This window comes from Micromonospora sp. C81 (assembly GCF_018070425.1).
GTDB lineage: Bacteria > Actinomycetota > Actinomycetes > Mycobacteriales > Micromonosporaceae > Micromonospora > Micromonospora zamorensis.
This window is the reverse complement of record NZ_JAGPXS010000017.1, coordinates 37,788-54,676: the sequence shown is the minus strand read 5'-3', so window position 1 is coordinate 54,676 and position 16,889 is coordinate 37,788. Positions and strand designations below refer to the sequence as shown.

The window sequence follows — 16,889 nt, the reverse complement described above, 5'->3', positions numbered from 1 at the left end:
CGGGTACGACGGTGTGGGTACCCGGACGCAGATCTCGGACGGGCGTGCCCGGCACCGCACGGTGCCGGGCACGCCCCGGTTCTCCGCGAACGGAGTGACGCCTAACGCTGGAGGGTCAGCACACCCGGCCGCCACGGCAGCAGGTTGTAGTCGCCGCCCGCACTGGGGTTCTTGCCCTGGTACAGGAACTGCAGGTTGCAGGCGTCGACGGTCTTGGTCTGGTCGGGGTTGGTGCGGACCAGGTCACCGTGGCTGATGTCGTTGGTCCACGTCGCGCCGCTGTTGGCCTTGCCGGCGAAGGGGTTGCTCTCGGTGGCGGCCTGCGGGGTCCACGAGCCGTTCAGACTGGTGGACGTGAACGACCGGAAGTAGCGTCCCTGACTCCCGATCGCCTCGACGATCATGAGGTACTGGTTCTGGCCCTGCACCTTGTAGACCTCGACGCCCTCGAACAGGTTGTTCGTCGAGTCGGTCATGACCGTCGTGTAGGTCGAGCCGAAGCTGCCCGGGAAGTTCCCCAGCGGCATGCTCGACCGGTAGATCTTGCCGTTGTCCCCGGCGAAAAACAGGTACATGTTCTGGTCGTCGCCGATGAGGGTCTGGTCGATCACCCCGTACGGGGCGTCGGAGAGGGTGGCGGTGGAGAGCGTCTGCGCCGAGGACCAGCCGTTTGCGTTCGTCGGGTCGCTCGATGTCTTGTAGCTGAACGAGGTCGGTCCCCACTGGTACGCCAGCACCCAGATGTTCTTCGGGGCGAAGTACAGCAGCGTGGGTGCCACGGTGCCCTGACTCATTCCGGTCTGGCCGGCCGAGGCCATGTCGGACCAGTTCGTGAACAGGCTGAAGTTCATCGATCCGTACTGGCCGCTGCTGTTGACGTTGGACGCGTAGACCAGATGCTTGCCGTTGTAGACCACGTTGGTGAAGTCCTTGACCGAGACCCAGCCGTTCTGCGGGTTCGCCAGCGCGCCGGTCGACGACCACCGGTAGGTCGACGGGAGCGCGCAGCCACCCGTCGGCGGCGGCGTGGTGGTCGGCGGGGTCGACGTCGGCGGCGTGTCGCCGCCGAAGTCGGTCCGCCACTGCTGGTTGGTCTGTCCGTGGCAGTCGTACAGCTGGACCTGCTGGCCGTTGCCGGTACCCCAGACGTCCAGGCACCGGCCGGACTGCACGCCGCTGATGGTGCCGTTGGAGTTGATGTTCCACTGCTGGTTCGGCTGGCCGTTGCACTCCCAGATGATGATTCCGGTGCCGTTCGCGGTGCCCGCGCCGTTCGCGTCGAGGCACTTGCTGCCGTAGACCCTCAACTGCTTGCCGCTGGTGTACGTCCACTGCTGGTTCGACTGACTGTTGCAGTCGTAGAGCTGGACGCGGGTGCCGTTGGTCTGCGTGGCGTTGGGCACGTCGATGCACCGGCCCGACTGCACGCCGACGATCCGGCCGGCGCCGCCGCTCGGCGGCGGGCTCGTGGTCGGGCTCACCGTCGGGGTCGCGGTCGGGGTCGCGGTCGGGGGGGCCGCGTTGAGCGCGTTGAGGACCGAGTTGTAGGCGGCTTTCTTGTTGCCGCCGCCGTCGAAGAGCAGCGGGCTCTCGTTGGAGCGCCAGGAGTCGCTGTCGCGTACGCCCCAGACGGTGATGCCGATGCAGCGCGGCACGTTCAGGCACGCCTGGGTCAGCCCGGCGTACTGGGTGGTGGAGGAGTTGGTGACGTCGACCTCGGTCAGCGCCACGTCCACGCCGAGCGCGGCGAAGCTGGACAGCGTGGTCTGGAAGTTGCTCGGCAGCGAGCTGCCGCCGGTGAAGTGGGTCTGCAACCCGACGCAGTCGATCGGCACGCCACGGGACTTGAAGTCCTGGATCATGCGGTAGACGCCCTGCGTCTTGCCGTACGACCAGTTCTCGATGTTGTAGTCGTTGTAGCACAGCTTGACCGAAGGGTCGGCCGCCCGCGCGGTGCGGAACGCGACCTCGATCCAGTCGTTGCCGGTGCCCTGGAGGTTGGACTGGCGACGGCTGCCGTCCTCGTTGAACGCCTCGTTGACCACGTCCCAGGCGGCGAGCTTGCCCCGGTAGTGGCCCATCACGCCGTTGATGTGGTCGATCATCGCCTGACGGAGGTTGCTGCCGCTCAGGCTCTGCATCCACCCCGGCTGTTGCGCGTGCCAGGCCAGGGTGTGCCCACGGACCTTCAGGCCGCGCTGGGTCGCCCAGTTGTAGATCTGGTCGCCGGAGTTGAAGTTGAACTGGCCCCGCTGGGGCTGCGTCGCGTCCGGCTTCATCTCGTTCTCAGCCGTGATCATATTGAACTCGCGCGCGGCGATCGTGCTGTATGTCGAGTCGCCGAGCCGGCCCGCCGCGATGGCGGTGCCGAAGTACCGGCCCGACTGTGCGGCGGCCGCGCCGAGCGTGCTCGCGGCGGCGTTCGCCGAGGGCATCATCACCGCGACGGCGGCCACGGTCACGACGCTGAACGCGCCGGCGAGCAGCGCTCGGACGGCGGGCGATCGCCGTCGCCCAGTCGCGCCGCGATGAACGGATGGGCTCATTGCCATCTCAGCCTCCTTACTGGCCAACACCCGGACCGCCGAGGCGGGGACGACCGGACGTCTCGATTGGGACATCTAATCCAGTCGATGCTTACACCACGTGTCGGTCCGGACAATGTGTTACGGAAAAGTTTCGGAAATGCTGTGCCGCGCGCGGCGTAGCGTGGCCGGTCGCCCGGGCGCGGTACCGACCACGCCACGCCGCGTCGATGAGTCAGGAGACGGTGCAGGCGGTGCCGTTCAGGGTGAAGGCGGCCGGCCTGGTGGTGCTGCCGGTGTGGGTGCCGTTGAAGCCGAAGCTCGTCGACGCACCCGGTGCCAGTGTCCCGTTGTAGGACAGGTTCGACGCGGTCACCGCGGTGCCGGTCTGGGTCACGTTCGCCGACCAGGCCTGCCCGATCTTCTGCCCGCTGCTCGGGAACGTGAACGCGAGCGTCCAGCCGTTTATCGGCGTCGTTCCGGTGTTGGCGATCGTGATGTTCGCGGTGAACCCGGTGTCCCAGTTGTTCGCTGTCCAGGTCACCGCGCAGCCGCCGCCGGCGGGCGGGGCCGTGGTGGTGACCGTGACGCCGGGCGACGCGGCCGAGACGTTTCCGGCCGCGTCCACCGCCACCACCGTGAACGTGTACGTGGTGGAGGCGGTCAGCCCGGTCACGGCCAGCGTGGTGCCGGTGGCCGAGCCGACCAGGACGTTCCCGCCCCGGTAGACGCGGTAGGCCGTGACGCCCGCCGCGTCGGTGGACGGGCCCCAGGTCAGGGTCAGGCCGGTCGGGCCGACCGCTGCGGCGGTGGGCGTACCGGGTGCGGTCGGCGGGGTGGTGTCCGGCGCCGGACCGGCCGGCGTGGTGACGCTGAGGGCGGCCGATGCCGCCGAACGGTTGCCGGCGCCGTCGAGCGCCCGCACGGTGAACTGGTACGTCCGCTCGGGTGCCAGGCCGGTCACGGCCAGGGAGGCCCCCGTCGAGGCGGTGACGACCGGGTCGGCGCCGGCCGAGGTGCGGGTCACCTCGTAGCCGGCCAACCCGCTGCCGCCCGTGTCGGTGGACGTGGTCCAGGTCAGCGTGAGCCCGCTGGACGTGACGGCGGACGCGACGGGCGTGCCGGGCACTGTGGGCGCGGTGGTGTCCGGCACGACCGGGCCCGGCTCCTCGCCCCAGACGCGGGTGGCGCCGGAATAGAGCGGCACCTTCCGGTTGGGCCCGGCGGTGGCCTGGCACGACGGGTCGTTGGTCGGGTCCCAGGTGCCACCCTCCGGCACACCGATCTTGAACTGGACCTCCATCCGGTGCTGCGACTGCCCGGCCGGGGCGATGGTGTGCCCGGTGCAGTCCACCTCGACGTACCAGATGTCACCGCTGAACTGCTTCGCGGTGGTCGGGGACGGGCAGCCCTGGGTGTAGCCGGCGGTGACCTGCACCGGGCCGGTGCCGTCGGGCCGGAAGTAGTACCGGAACCGGCCGTCGGTCAGGGCCCGGGCCGGGAACGCCGACTTGTTGTAGACCATCACCTTGAGCCCGGTGGCCCGCGGTTCGGCCTGCGTCACAGTGGTCTCCACTGTCAGCTCGTCGATGTCCGGCGTCTCGGCGACCGGGAAGTTGGCGAGCGGCGTGCCGCCGTACTCGGAGACCAGCCGGACCAGCGCGGAGGTGAAGCCGGCGTTGTAGTCGGTGGCCACCTCGTTCATCACGTAGTCCGACCGGCTGTCGCTGTACGCGTCGTTGGCCGAGGACGGGCCGCCGACCAGCGCGCCGTAGAGGGTGTGCCGGGTCTCGACGGGCACCGTCTGGCTGTCCCACCAGGAGCCGTGGGCGGTGCGGTGGTGCGGGTTGCGCGGCGAGTTGGCGCCGAACCCGATGACGTAACTGGAGTTGCGCGGGTTGTCGCCCAGCGCGTAGTTGATCTGCCGGACGGCGAAGTCGTGGTAGCGCGCCTTACGGGTGGTGTCGGTGGTCTTGTCGCTGTAGACCAGCGCGGCGAAGGAGGTGTTGGCCGCGTAGCGCAACGCACCCCAGGAGTCGAGCACCGCCATCCCACCGGGTGAATACGGCACCCGCTGCCCGTCCACCCCGACGGTCCAGTAGTCCAACCAGCGGTTGGCGTCGTCGACGTACTTCTGCTTGCCGGTCAGGTTGGCCAGCAGCACGTACGCCCCGAACTGCTTGTTGTCCCAGGCGATCGTCCACTTGTAGGAGCGGGTGGTGGATTGGTTCTCGGTGCCGAGCTTGTCGTACTCACTCTCGGCCTTGGCCAGGTAGCTGGCCTCGCCGGTGGCCCGGTGCAGCCAGATCGCCGCCCAGACCAGCTCGTCCTGCCAGCCGCTCCACGAGCGGTAGAAGCTGGTCGCGTCGGTGATGCACTCGTGGTAGGACTTCCGCACCGTGTCGGCGAAGGTGTAGAGCTGCCGGGCGTGCCCGAGCAGCCGGTCGGCGTAGGCCGCGTCGGTGGGACGGAAGACCATCGAGGACGCGGCCATCGCGGCCGCCGTCTCCCCCGCCAGGTCCGCGCCGCCACAGCTCGCATCGATCTTGTACGCGGGCCGCGCCATCGCCATCACCTCGGCCGGACCCCACCACTTGTGGTCGTCGTCGCCCTTGCCGACCTGTCCATAGAGGACGTTGGCGGACGGGTGCGCCTTGATGAAGTAGTCGTTGACGAAGCGCAGGTTGTTGAGCAGGTGCGGCAGTTGGCCGGACGCGGTGTAGCCGCTGCGGTACTCCACAGCGCCCCAGGCGAGCATGGTGGCGCTGAACGCCATCGGGAAGCCGAACTTCACGTGGTCACCCGCGTCGTACCAGCCGCCGGTGAGGTCCAGCCCCGCGTCAGCGCCGTCGGTGAGCGCGCTGTCGCCGCGCCAGGAGACCCGGTTCCAGTCGGGCAGCCGCCCGGACTGCTGCGCCTCGTAGAAGAGCAGCGACTTCTGCAGCACCTCGGCGTAGTTGTAGGCCGCTGGCGCGGCGGAGGCGGGCGACGACGTCGGCCCGGCGACCGCGAGGGCGAGACCCGTGAGCAGGGCGACGCCAGCGGCCAGCAACCGCCGCGGCCAGGGCTGGTCGACGACCGGTCGCCGAGATCGGAAGCGGAACCGCTGCGGTCGGTGCATGGCGGGCTCCTGTCGGTGGCGCCGCCGGTCAGCACCGACCTGGACGCGGGACGGTGTCGGGTGGTGCGGGCTGCCGGCGGCTGTGGTGGTGGAACCGGAAGCGCGGGAGCGCTCCCATGGATAAGCGACAATGTAATGCGCTCGTCACTGCTTTGTGAAGAGGCGCCCGGGCCCACCCCGTCGCCGCGACCGCGACCTGCGTCAAGACCCGCGCCAGAAGACCCCTAAAACCATCTCACATCATCGATGATATTCGATGAGAAGGGTCGCATTGCCGCTGTTCAGGCCAGTCGTCGCCGGGCCGGCAACGGGGCCGTTCGAGCGTCGCGACCCCTGTCAGACAAACGTACTGTTGCCGACCCGCTACCCGCCGCGAGACAGTACGGCTCATCAGCGGTGTCATCGACGCCGCCGCTCCCCGGTCGACCCTGAGGAGAAGCGATGGCACTACGACTCGCCGACGGCACCGCCTGGTCCGACGTCCTGGCCCGCGCGGTGGCCGCCACCGGAGAAGCATTCGGCGCCGAGGTGGACGGCGTCACCACCCTGCACAACCTGGTCGAGGGCGAATGGCGGGCCACCGGTCAGCCCGCCCCCGTCCGCACCCCGGTGGACAACACCGTCGTCATCAACCTGCGCCGGCTCGACGCCGACACCGCCCGCGCCGCGGTCCTGCACGCCGCCGCCGAGCACCGCACCTGGGCCCGGACCCCGCTCGCCGACCGCAAGGCCCGCGTCGCCGACGCACTGGACTCGCTCACCGCCCACCGCGACCTGCTCGCCATGCTGCTGGTCTGGGAGATCGGCAAGCCCTGGCGGCTGGCCTGCGCCGACGTGGACCGCGCGCTCGACGGCGTCCGCTGGTACGCGGACGAGATCGACCGGATGCTCGCCGGCGGTCGCGAGCCGCTGCCCGGCCCGGTCAGCAACATCGCCTCGTGGAACTACCCGATGAGCGTCCTCGTGCACGCCGAGCTGGTGCAGCTGCTGGCCGGCAACGCGGTCATCGCCAAGACCCCGTCCCAGGGCGGCGCCGTCTGCCTGACCGTCGCACACGCGCTGATGCGCCGCGCCGGCCTGCCCGCGACCCTCGTCAGCGGCGGTGGCGAGGAGTTGTCCGAGGTGCTGGTTCGCGCACCCGAGATCGGTGCCGTCGCGTTCGTCGGCGGACGCTCCAACGGCGGCAAGGTCGCGGCCGCACTGCTCGACACCGACAAGCGGCACTTCATCGAGCAGGAGGGCCTCAACGCCTGGGGCATCTGGAACTTCTCCCAGTGGGACCTGCTCGCCGCCCACCTGAAGAAGGGCTTCGAGTACGGCAAGCAGCGCTGCACGGCGTACCCCCGGTTCGTGGTGCAACGCGACCTGGTCGACGAGTTCCTCGACATGTACCTGCCCGTCGTCCGCTCTGTGCGCTTCGGTCACCCGCTCGCCGTCGGCGACGACTGGACCGCGGGAGACCCGCTGCCCGAGCTGGACTTCGGGCCGCTGATCAGCGCGGCCAAGGCCGACGAGCTGCACCGCAAGGTCGACGAGGCGGTCCGCGGTGGAGCGGTGCCGCTGCACAGGGGCAAGCTCACCGGCGCGCCGTTCCTGCCCGGGCAGGACACCTCGGCGTACGTGGCGCCGTCGGTGCTGCTCGCCCCGCCCGGCCGGTCCCGGCTGATGCACGCCGAGCCGTTCGGGCCGGTCGACACGATCGTCGTGGTGGACACCACCGACGAGCTGCTGGCCGCGATGAACGCCTCCAACGGGGCACTGGTCGCCTCCCTGGCCTGCGACGACACCGACGAGGCCAGCAAGCTCGCGGTCGACCTCCAGGCGTTCAAGGTGGGCATCAACAAGCCGCGCTCACGGGGTGACCGGGACGAGCCGTTCGGCGGCCGGGGTGCCTCCTGGAAGGGCGCGTTCGTCGGCGGCGACCTGCTGGTGCAGGCGGTCACAGTGGGCGGCGACAGCCGTCTCTACGGCAACTTCCCCGACTACAACAGCTACCCCGCCACCTGAGGTCGGCGCCGGCCCCCTGTCGACGCCCAGCGCGTGTGACAGGGGGCCGGCGGCGTACCGTCGCGAGATGGCGATGATCGAGCAGCTCTCCCTGGGTGTGTCCGACGCCGAACGGGCGGCGAGGTTCTGGGCTGCGGCCCTCGACTACCGCCGCCGGGCACCTCGATTCGACGGCGACGAGTGGATCGTGCTGGAGCCCCAGCCAGGCATGCCGGGCATGGCGATCGCGATGGACCTGAGCGAAAGCCCGGTGCAGGATTTTCCCCGCCTCCACCTGGACCTGGACGCCGGCGAGCGCAGCCTCGACGAGGAACTCGACAGGTTGCTCGCGCTCGGCGCCCAACGGGTGGACTGGCGGCACTACCCCACCGACCCGCACCCGACCGAACCCCCGTACGTCGTGCTCGCCGACCCGGAGGGCAACCGGTTCTGCGTGTCCGGCCGCCGGGAACGCCCCGCGCGGTGACAGGGCCCGTCCTACGAACCAGGCGTCGAGAGGGTGCCCTTCCGGTCCGCGGCGAGCGGGACGGTGAGGGTGAGCAGGGTGCCGTCGCGCTCCACCGAACTGGACCGGTTCAGCCGGCGCAGCGTCCGCAGCATCGGGGCGTTGTCGGCCTGGACGTGCAGCACCAGCGCCGCGTACCCGGATCGGTCGGCATGCTGGGCCAGCCGGCGCAGCAGCGCTGAGCCGAGCCCCCGCCGCTGCCAGTCGTCGCGCACCAGCAGCGCCACCTCGGCCTCGTCACCCTCGCCGAGCAGGTTCGCCAGGGCGACCACCGACTCCGCCTCGCCGTCGGCGCCGGTGGCCGTGGCCACCAGGGTCAGCCCTCGGCTCGGCTCCAGCAGCCGACGCAGCCGGGCCGGCTGCGGCAACCCCGCCCCGCCCAGGTAACGCCGGTGCCGGCTGCGCGGCGAGCACGCCTCGTGCAGCTCCACGACGCCGGACAGATCGTCAGCGCAGGCGGGCCGCACGGCAACCTCGGCGCCGTCGGGCAGCACCAGGGTGATCTGCTCGGCGGCCCGACGGACCACCGTGGCGGCCAGCTCGACCAGGGCCTGCGCCCGGGCGTACTCCGCCGGGGTGAAGGCGGGCGCGACCCGACGCAGCGAGAACGAACCGCCTGCCGGGTCGGCCAGCAGCATGGTGGCGCCGGTGATCCCCCGTTCGACGCCGGTCGACGCGGGTCGCCAGCTGACCGAGTCGGCACCGAGCAGGGTGCGCAGCGCCGCGCCCGTCGCGTCCGGGTCACGCACCAGCCGGTTGGCCAGCCCGAGCACCCGGGTCGGCTGGTCGGCCAGGCCGCGCGCCTCGCTGCGCGCCACCCAGCAGTCCCGGCCCCGACCCCGCTCGACGGCGGCGATCAGCCCGGCCTCGTCCAGCGCGTCCGGCGCGTCGACCAGGAAGTCGTCCACCGCGCCCTGCTCGGTGGGCTGCACCTGCACCGTGAGGATGTTGACCCCGCGCAACGCGAGGCTCGCCGTGAGCACCGACAGGTAACCCGGCCGGTCGTCCACGGTGGCCCTGATCCGCCACAACGTCATGGTTGGCTCCCTTCCCCACCTCAGAGCCTCGCCCTCGCCTGTTGCCGCCCGGTTGCTCAGCGGTGTCGGCCCGGGAACTCCTCGGGCCGATCAGGGGCTGGCGACCACCGGGGGCGCGCCGACCAGGTCGAGCCGGTCACCGAGGATCACCGCGCAGGCCCGGACGAGCTGGGTGAGGCGATCCACCTCGGTGCTGTGGAACGCGGCGGCGGAGAGGGTCTCGCTGTGCTCGCGGGCCACCACCAGCACCAGGCCCGCCCGTCCGAACGGCGCGACCGCGTGGTGCGTGCCGTCGGGCGTGGTCATCGACCGACCGCGCAGCGGGGTCACCTCCGGCAACCGCAGGGGTACGGGTGCACGCCAGCTCGCGTGCCCCACGGTCGCCCCGCCGCCCCCGGTCCGCGAGGCCCAGTCGACAGGCACCACGGCGGCGACGGCCCAGTCGGCTGCCAGCAGCCCGGGAACCGCGTCGACCAGGGTGGCGAGGCCGTCGGCCGGGTTGGCCGCGACCTGCGCCAGCAGCTCCGCGTCCTGCCCGGTGGTGGTGGGCGCGCCGATCGCCCGCCACACGCCGTCCACCCGCACGCCGGGGATCGCCGCGAGACCGGCCAGCAGCCGCTCCACCCGCGCCGCGCCCGGCCAGACCACTGTGAAGTCGTCCACCGCGCGCCCGCCGAGGCGTTCGAGGACCACCACCTGGACGATGTCCGCGCCGGAGACGCCCAGCGTGCGGGCGACCTGGCCGAGCGTGCCTGGACGGTCCGGCAGGGTGACCCGAACTCGCAGCAACATGTCTGTCCCTCCGCTCGGCGGGCCGGCAGAGTGCGACCGGCAGGCTGGCCCCAGCCTGGTCGTTGACCATTTCGTCCCTGTTGCAAAGGCATGTCCCGAGCGGAAAATCTCATATTGACAACGTGAACCGGCTGCCATCAACTAGTCGGATGAGTGATCCGGCCATCGATGCGTTGCGGCCGGAGGCCGTCCCAGGCTCCCCCACCGGGCTCGCCCTGGACCGACTCGCCGACTATCTGGCCCAGCACCGACCCGAGTTGGCCGTCGGGCCACTGCGCGCCAACCTGATCGCGGGCGGCAAGTCCAACCTCACCTACCTGCTGCGCCTAGGCGACCGTGAGGTCGTGCTGCGCCGCCCGCCGCTGGGGCACGTGCTGGCGACCGCGCACGACATGGCCCGGGAGTTCCGGGTCATCTCGGCGCTGGCGCCGACCGAGGTGCCGGTGCCCGGCACGCTGCTGCTCTGCACCGACCCGGAGGTGATCGGCGCGCCGTTCTACCTCATGGAGCGGATGCCCGGTGAGGTGTTCCGCACCCGCGCACAGACCGACCCGCTGGGCGACGAGCGACGCCGCGCCCTCGCCATGGCGATGATGGACACTCTCGCCGCGCTGCACAGCGTCGAGCCGTCCTCGGTGGGGCTGAGCGACTTCGGCCGCCCGGAGGGCTACCTGGCCCGGCAGGTCCGGCGCTGGGGCGGGCAGCTCGACCGCTCGCGCAGCCGTGATCTGCCCGGCATCGACGAGCTGCGTGACCTGCTGGCGGCCACCGCCCCGGAGGGCGCGAACGCCGGCCGGATCGTGCACGGCGACTACCGACTGGACAATCTTCTCGCCTCGGCCGACCCGGTGGCCGTGCACGCCGTCCTCGACTGGGAGATGGCCACCCTCGGCGACCCCCTCGCCGATCTGGGGCTGCTCCTGACGTACTGGGAGGTGCTCGGCGGCAGCGACACGGCCGACGGCAACCCGGTCGCCGACGGGCTCGGGCCGCGCGCCGGCTTCCCCACCGGCGCCGAGCTGATCGACCGGTACGCGGGGCGCAGCGACGTGGACGTCGGGCCGCTGCATTGGCACGTGGCACTCGGCTGTTTCAAGCTCGCGGTCATCTGCGAGGGCATCCACTACCGCCACACGCTCGGGCAGACGCTCGGCGAGGGCTTCGACCGGATCGGCGAGATGGTGGCACCGCTGGTCGCACACGGGCTGACCGCCGCCAGGGAGCGGTGATGGACTTCTCATACGACAGCCGGACCGAGGAACTACGCGGCGAGCTGACCCGATTCCTGACCGAGCACGTCTACCCGGCCGAGGCCGTGCACGCCGAGCAGGTCGCCACCGGTGACCCGTGGTCGCGTACCCCGGTGTTGGCCGAGCTGAAGGCGGAGGCCCGCAAACGCGGCCTGTGGAACCTGTTCCTCCCCGACCCGCGCTACGGCGCCGGCCTGACCAACCTCCAGTACGCGCCGCTGGCCGAGTTGACCGGGCGCAGCCCGCACCTGGCGCCGGAGGCGGTCAACTGCGCGGCACCGGACACCGGCAACATGGAGCTGCTGGCCGAGTTCGGCTCGGAAGCGCAGCAGAAGCGCTGGCTGATGCCGCTGCTGGAGGGCGAGATCCGTTCCGCGTTCTGCATGACCGAGCCGGACGTGGCATCCTCCGACGCCACCAACATCGCCACCCGGATCACCCGCGACGGCGCCGAGTACGTGATCAACGGGCGCAAGTGGTGGTCGTCCGGCGCGATGGACCCGCGCTGCGAGATCTTCATCGTGATGGGCAAGACCGACCCGGACGCCGACCGGCACCGCCAGCAGAGCATGGTGCTGGTCCCCCGGGACACCCCCGGGGTGAACGTCCGTCGGGGCATGAGCGTCTTCGGCTACACCGACGGCTCACACGGTGGGCACGCCGAGATCGACTTCACCGATGTCCGGGTGCCCGCGGAGAACCTGATCGGCGCCGAGGGCACCGGCTTCGCCATCGCCCAGGCCCGGCTGGGTCCCGGCCGGATCCACCACTGCATGCGATTGATCGGAATGGCTGAGCGGGCATTGGAACTGCTCTGCAAGCGGGCGCTCGAGCGGGTCGCGTTCGGCCGACCGCTGGCCGAGCAGGGCGTGGTCCGGGAGTGGATCGCCGAGTCACGGGTGCGCATCGAGCAGGCCCGGTTGCTGGTGCTCAAGACGGCCTGGCTGATGGACACCGTCGGCAACAAGGGCGCGCACACCGAGATCCAGGCCATCAAGATCGGCACCCCGGCGATGGCGGAGTGGGTGATCGACAAGGCCATCCAGGGGTACGGCGGCGCCGGCGTCAGCCAGGACACGCCACTGGCCGCCCTGTGGGCGCAGACCCGTACCCTGCGCCTGGCCGACGGCCCCGACGAGGTCCACCGCAACTCCCTCGCCAAGCGGGAACTCCGCCGCTGGGCCCCGTAACCCGCACAGCGCCGCCCCCAAGGTGGGGGTCAGGCGCTGGCGCGGTGGATCAGCTGGGTGTCCAGGAGGATGTGCGGGGCCGGCAGGTCGTCGCCTCGGATGCGGGCGACCAGCAGGCGGGCCATCTGTCGACCCATCTCCTCCACCGGCTGGAAGACGGTGGTCAGCGGCGGCTCGGCCTGTTTGGCGATCGTCGCGTCGTCGAAGCCGATCACCGCGACGTCCTCGGGCACGCGCCGGCCGGCCTCGCGCAGGGTACGCAGCGCGCCGAACGCCATGAGGTCGGACGCCACGAAGACCGCGTCCAGGTCCGGGCAGGAGTCCAGTAGCCGGCGCATGGCGGCCGCGCCGCTGCCCTCGCTGAAGTCGCCGTACGCGATCAGGTCGGGGTTGACGCCGCCCCCGGTGGCCTTCACCGCCTCGGTGTAGCCGGCCAGGCGGGCCAGGCCGGCGCCCATGTCCTGTGGCCCGGCGATGGTGCCGATGCGTCGGCGCCCCAACCCGGTCAGGTATTCCACCGCCTGCCGAGCCCCGCCAACGTTGTCCACGTCGACGAACCAGGCCGGCTGGGCGCCGGGTTGCAGCATCCGGGCGGGCCGACCGCCGAGCACGGCGGGCAGGCCGCGCTCCTCCAGCAGCGTCGGCAGCGGGTCGGAGTCGTGCAACGACAGCAGCAGCACCCCGTCGACGTGCTGGTTGGTCAGGTGGTGCTCGACCCGCTCCCGCTCGACCGGCGACTGCGCCATGGCCAGCCAGAGCTGCATCGGCGTCTCCAGCAGCGCGGAGCTGATGCCCCGCACGATCGAGGCGAAGAACGGCTCGGTGAAGACCCGCTCGCCGGACTCGGACACCACCAGGGCGACGGAGTCGGTGCGCTGGGTGACGAGCGCACGGGCAGCCCGGTTCGGCACGTACCCCAGCTCGGCGATGGCCTGTTGGACCGCGGCCCGGGCCTCCGGGCTGACCTGGGGCGAGCCGTTGACCACGCGGGAGACCGTGCCCCGGCCGACGCCGGCACGCGCCGCGACCGCGTCGAGGGTCGGGCGCCCGAGCGACCGGGTGCGCTGCGTTGTCATCGTCTGCTCCTCCGACGGCGGACGGACCCGGCGCCACCTGCGGGAGGTGGACGCCAGGACCGTCCTGATGGCTGGCCCGAGCCTATTGTGCGGCCAGACCGTTGCGCCGGATCACCGAGGCGTACCACTTGGCGCTGGACTTGGGGGTGCGGACCTGGCTGTCGTAGTCGACGTGGATCATGCCGAACCGCTTGGTGTAACCCCAGGCCCATTCGAAATTATCCATCAACGACCAGGCAAAGTATCCCCGCAGGGGAACTCCGTCGTTGATCGCCTCGTGCGCGGCGCGCAGATGCGCGTCGAAGTAGGCCAGCCGGTCGACGTCGTCGACCTGCCCGTCGACCACCGAGTCGACGAACGCGGACCCGTTCTCGGTGACGTAGAGCGGCAGGTCGGTGTAGTCGTGCACCCGCCGCAGCGTCTCGGTCAGGCCCGGGGCGTCGATCTCCCAGCCCATGTCGGTGACCGGGACGCCCCGGGTGACGAACCGTACGTCCTCGCTGCCCGGCCAGCACGAGGGAGCACTGTCGGTCGCGACACCCTCGGTCGGTGCGGCGACCACGTGCCGGCTGTAGTAGTTGACCCCGACCAGGTCCAACGGCGTGGAGATGGTCGCCAGGTCGCCGTCGCGCACGTGGCCGAAGTCGGTCACCGTGCGCAGGTCGGCCACCAGGTCCTCCGGGTACGACCCGCGCAGCAGCGGGTCCAGGAAGAACCGGTTGGCCAGCCCGTCGATCCGCCGGGCGGCGTCCCGGTCGGCAGGGGTGTCGCTGGCCGGGTCGACCGGGTAGAGGTTGACGGTCACGCCCACCTCGGCGGTCGGCCGGGCAGCCCGCAACGCCTGCACGGACAGGCCGTGACCGAGCATCAGGTGGTGCCCGGCGCGAACCGCGTCCGCCCCGTTGGTGCGGCCGGGGGCGTGCACACCGGAGCCGTAGCCGAGGAACGCGGAGCACCACGGCTCGTTCAGCGTGGTCCAGTAACGCACCCGGTCACCGAGCGCGTCGGCCAGCAGCGTCGTGTAGTCGGCGAAGCGGGCCGCGGTGTCCCGGGCCGGCCAGCCGCCGGCATCTTCCAGCGGCTGCGGCAGGTCCCAGTGGTACAGGGTGAGCCACGGCTCGATGCCGTTGGCCAACAGTTCGTCGACCAGCCGCCGGTAGAAGTCCAGGCCCTGCGGGTTGGCCGCGCCCGTGCCGCCGGGCTGCACCCGGGGCCAGGAGACCGAGAAACGGTACGACTTGAGGCCGAGCTCCGCCATCAGCGCGACGTCGTCGCCGAGCCGGTGGTAGTGGTCGCACGCGACGTCCCCGGTGTGCCCGGCGACGACCCGACCCTCGGTGTGGCTGAAGATGTCCCAGATCGACGGGGTGCGGCCGTCCACGGCCGCCGCCCCCTCGATCTGGTACGCCGCAGTCGCGGCCCCCCAGAGGAATCCGGGTGGAAAGGTCAGCCCGGGGCGCTCGTCGAGGACGTCGACGGCGGGTGGGCTGGCGGGGTTGCTCACGACTTGACGGCACCTTCCATGATCCCGCCGATGATCTGGCGGCCGAACACGAGAAAGACGAGCACGAGCGGGATGGTGCCGATCGCGGTGGCGGCGAACACCTGGGAGTAGTCGGTGTAGTAGGCGTACGAGAGGAAGGAGAGCGAGACCTGGAGGGTCGGGTTCTCCGGGGTGAGGATGGCGTACGGCCAGATGAACGAGTTCCAGGTCTCCATGAAGGTCAGCAGACCGAGCACGCCGGCGGCGGGACGTAGCGCGGGCAGCACGATGCTCCAGTAGATCCGGAACGTGCTCGCCCCGTCGACGCGGCCGGCCTCGATCAGCTCGTCGGAGATGGCCTGGCTGGCGTACTGCCGCATCATGAACACGCCGAAGGCGCTGACCAGGAACGGCACGGTGACCGCGTAGAGGGTGTCGTACCACCCCAGGTCCTGCATCATGGACCAGAGCGGGATGAGGCCCATCTGGGTCGGGATCATCATGGTGACGATGATCGCCAGCAGGAGAGCGTTGCTGCCCCGGAACTTCAGCTTGGCGAAGGCGAACCCGGCCAGCGAACCGGTGAGCACCACCGACAGGGTGACCACCGAGGAGACGATGATCGAGTTCATCATGCCGGTGAGGAAGTTGGCGGCGTCGTTGTCGAGCACTCGCCCGAAGTTGTCACCGAACGCCCCGCCCGGGGTGAGCGGCGGCGGCACGTCGTTGATGTTGTCCAGGCTGCGACTGCCGATCACCAGCATGTAGTAGAACGGGTAGATCGACAGCAGTGCCGCCAGGATGAGCGCCACGTAGGTCAGCGGGCTGGTGCGCCACAGGCGCTGGGAAGCCGAGATCATCGATCTCTCCTCACTTCGCCGAGCGGCGGACGAGTAGGAAGTTGACCAGCGACACCACGACGATGATCATGAAGATGGCCCAGGCGACCGCGGCTCCGTAGCCGGCGGTGTTCAGGTTCGCGATGCCCATCTCGTACATGTACATGGCCAGCGTCTGGAACTCCCGCTGGCTGCCGCCGAGAATGTTGCCGTTGGCGAAGAGCAGCGGCTCGGTGAAGAGCTGCATGCCGCCGATCGTGGACAGGATGACCACGAAGGTGAAGGTGGGCTTGAGCATGGGCAGGGTGATCTGCCAGAACTGCCGCCACGGGCCGGCGCCGTCGATCTCCGCAGCCTCGTAGAGGTCCTTCGGGATCGCCTGCATGCCGGCGAGCAGGATCAGGGTGTTGTAACCGGTCCACCGCCAGTTGACCATCGATGAGATGGCGAACCACGAGCTCCACCGCTGCCCGTCCCAGTCGACCGGGTCGACACCGACGAAACTGAGCAGCCAGTTGAACAGGCCGAACTCTCGCTGGAACAGCATCCCGAAGACGATCGCGACCGCGGCCACCGACACCACGTTCGGCATGAAGATGGCCATCCGGAAGAAGGTCTTGGCGCGCAGGAAGGTCCGGTTGAGCAGGTTCGCCAGGAAGAGGGCGAGCAACAGCTGCGGGATGGTCGACATGGCGAAGATGCCGAACGTGTTGACCAGCGCGTTCCAGAAGTACTCGTCGGAGAACAGCCGGGTGTAGTTGTCGAAGCCGATGAACGAGTGATCGCCGATCATGTCCCAGTCGTGCAGAGACATCCAGGCGGTACGCACCATCGGGTACAGCCCGAACGCACCGAAGATCAGGAAGAACGGGGCGATGTAGAGGTACGGCGAGTACTTGACATCGAGGCGGTTGAGTAGCCTTCCCCGGCGCTGCCGGGAAGGGAGATCGGGAGAAGGCGGTGCTGCTGGCGACGGCGGTGCCGTCGTGGCCGACAGGCTCATGCGAATTTCCTTTTCCGGCGAGGCCCGGGGGCCCTCGCGCAGGGCGCTACGCGGAGGGGAC

12 protein-coding genes are annotated in these 16,889 nt (G+C 70.5%); 4 read left to right on the top strand and 8 right to left on the bottom strand.

Translation table 11 applies throughout. From position 1 onward, the window contains the following. Window positions 1-101: 101 nt before the first annotated feature. A complete protein-coding gene (locus KBX46_RS24715; RefSeq protein WP_210794250.1) occupies window positions 102-2,552 on the bottom strand; it encodes a non-reducing end alpha-L-arabinofuranosidase family hydrolase in 2,451 nt (816 codons plus the stop codon). A 208-nt stretch (window positions 2,553-2,760) separates the two neighbouring features. After that, window positions 2,761-5,646 carry a glycoside hydrolase family 9 protein gene (locus tag KBX46_RS24710; RefSeq protein WP_210794249.1) on the bottom strand — a complete coding sequence of 962 codons (2,886 nt, stop codon included), beginning with the start codon at window positions 5,644-5,646 and terminating at the stop codon, window positions 2,761-2,763. 441 nt (window positions 5,647-6,087) lie between these two features. Here KBX46_RS24710 and KBX46_RS24705 point away from each other — a divergent pair, with 441 nt between their 5' ends. Both KBX46_RS24705 and KBX46_RS24700 read left to right on the top strand, forming a co-directional pair. Then, window positions 6,088-7,653, top strand: coding sequence for an aldehyde dehydrogenase family protein (locus KBX46_RS24705; protein WP_210794248.1), 1,566 nt, complete (start codon window positions 6,088-6,090; stop codon window positions 7,651-7,653). 67 nt (window positions 7,654-7,720) lie between these two features. Beyond that, a complete protein-coding gene (locus tag KBX46_RS24700; protein WP_247668113.1) occupies window positions 7,721-8,119 on the top strand; it encodes a VOC family protein in 399 nt (132 codons plus the stop codon). Between the two features lie 11 nt (window positions 8,120-8,130). On the opposite strand, the gene KBX46_RS24695 is transcribed toward KBX46_RS24700, so the two are convergent. Both KBX46_RS24695 and KBX46_RS24690 read right to left on the bottom strand, forming a co-directional pair. Further along, window positions 8,131-9,195, bottom strand: coding sequence for a GNAT family N-acetyltransferase (locus KBX46_RS24695; protein ID WP_210794247.1), 1,065 nt, complete (start codon window positions 9,193-9,195; stop codon window positions 8,131-8,133). A gap of 90 nt (window positions 9,196-9,285) precedes the next feature. After that, entirely contained in the window at window positions 9,286-9,987 is a 702-nt protein-coding gene (locus tag KBX46_RS24690) for an amino acid-binding protein (RefSeq protein ID WP_088946876.1), read from the bottom strand. Window positions 9,988-10,136: 149 nt separating this feature from the next. Between KBX46_RS24690 and KBX46_RS24685 the strand changes: the two genes are divergently transcribed. Further along, window positions 10,137-11,216 carry a phosphotransferase family protein gene (locus tag KBX46_RS24685; protein ID WP_210794246.1) on the top strand — a complete coding sequence of 360 codons (1,080 nt, stop codon included), beginning with the start codon at window positions 10,137-10,139 and terminating at the stop codon, window positions 11,214-11,216. Then, window positions 11,216-12,427, top strand: coding sequence for an acyl-CoA dehydrogenase family protein (locus tag KBX46_RS24680; protein WP_210794245.1), 1,212 nt, complete (start codon window positions 11,216-11,218; stop codon window positions 12,425-12,427). Before KBX46_RS24685 ends, KBX46_RS24680 begins: the two co-directional genes overlap by 1 nt. A 29-nt stretch (window positions 12,428-12,456) precedes the next feature. Here KBX46_RS24680 and KBX46_RS24675 read toward each other — a convergent pair whose 3' ends face one another. The 4 genes from KBX46_RS24675 to KBX46_RS24660 form a co-directional block, all read right to left on the bottom strand. Beyond that, window positions 12,457-13,503, bottom strand: coding sequence for a LacI family DNA-binding transcriptional regulator (locus tag KBX46_RS24675; protein ID WP_088946873.1), 1,047 nt, complete (start codon window positions 13,501-13,503; stop codon window positions 12,457-12,459). A gap of 82 nt (window positions 13,504-13,585) precedes the next feature. Continuing rightward, the gene (locus tag KBX46_RS24670; RefSeq protein WP_210794244.1) at window positions 13,586-15,007 is read right to left on the bottom strand and encodes a GH1 family beta-glucosidase; all 1,422 of its coding nucleotides are present in this window, start codon (window positions 15,005-15,007) and stop codon (window positions 13,586-13,588) included. Further along, on the bottom strand, window positions 15,004-15,846 hold the full coding sequence (locus tag KBX46_RS24665; RefSeq protein WP_088946871.1) for a carbohydrate ABC transporter permease: 843 nt from the start codon (window positions 15,844-15,846) through the stop codon (window positions 15,004-15,006). The genes KBX46_RS24670 and KBX46_RS24665 overlap by 4 nt, the downstream gene beginning before the upstream one ends. A gap of 10 nt (window positions 15,847-15,856) precedes the next feature. Further along, window positions 15,857-16,828 carry a carbohydrate ABC transporter permease gene (locus KBX46_RS24660; protein WP_088946870.1) on the bottom strand — a complete coding sequence of 324 codons (972 nt, stop codon included), beginning with the start codon at window positions 16,826-16,828 and terminating at the stop codon, window positions 15,857-15,859. Window positions 16,829-16,889: the final 61 nt, after the last annotated feature.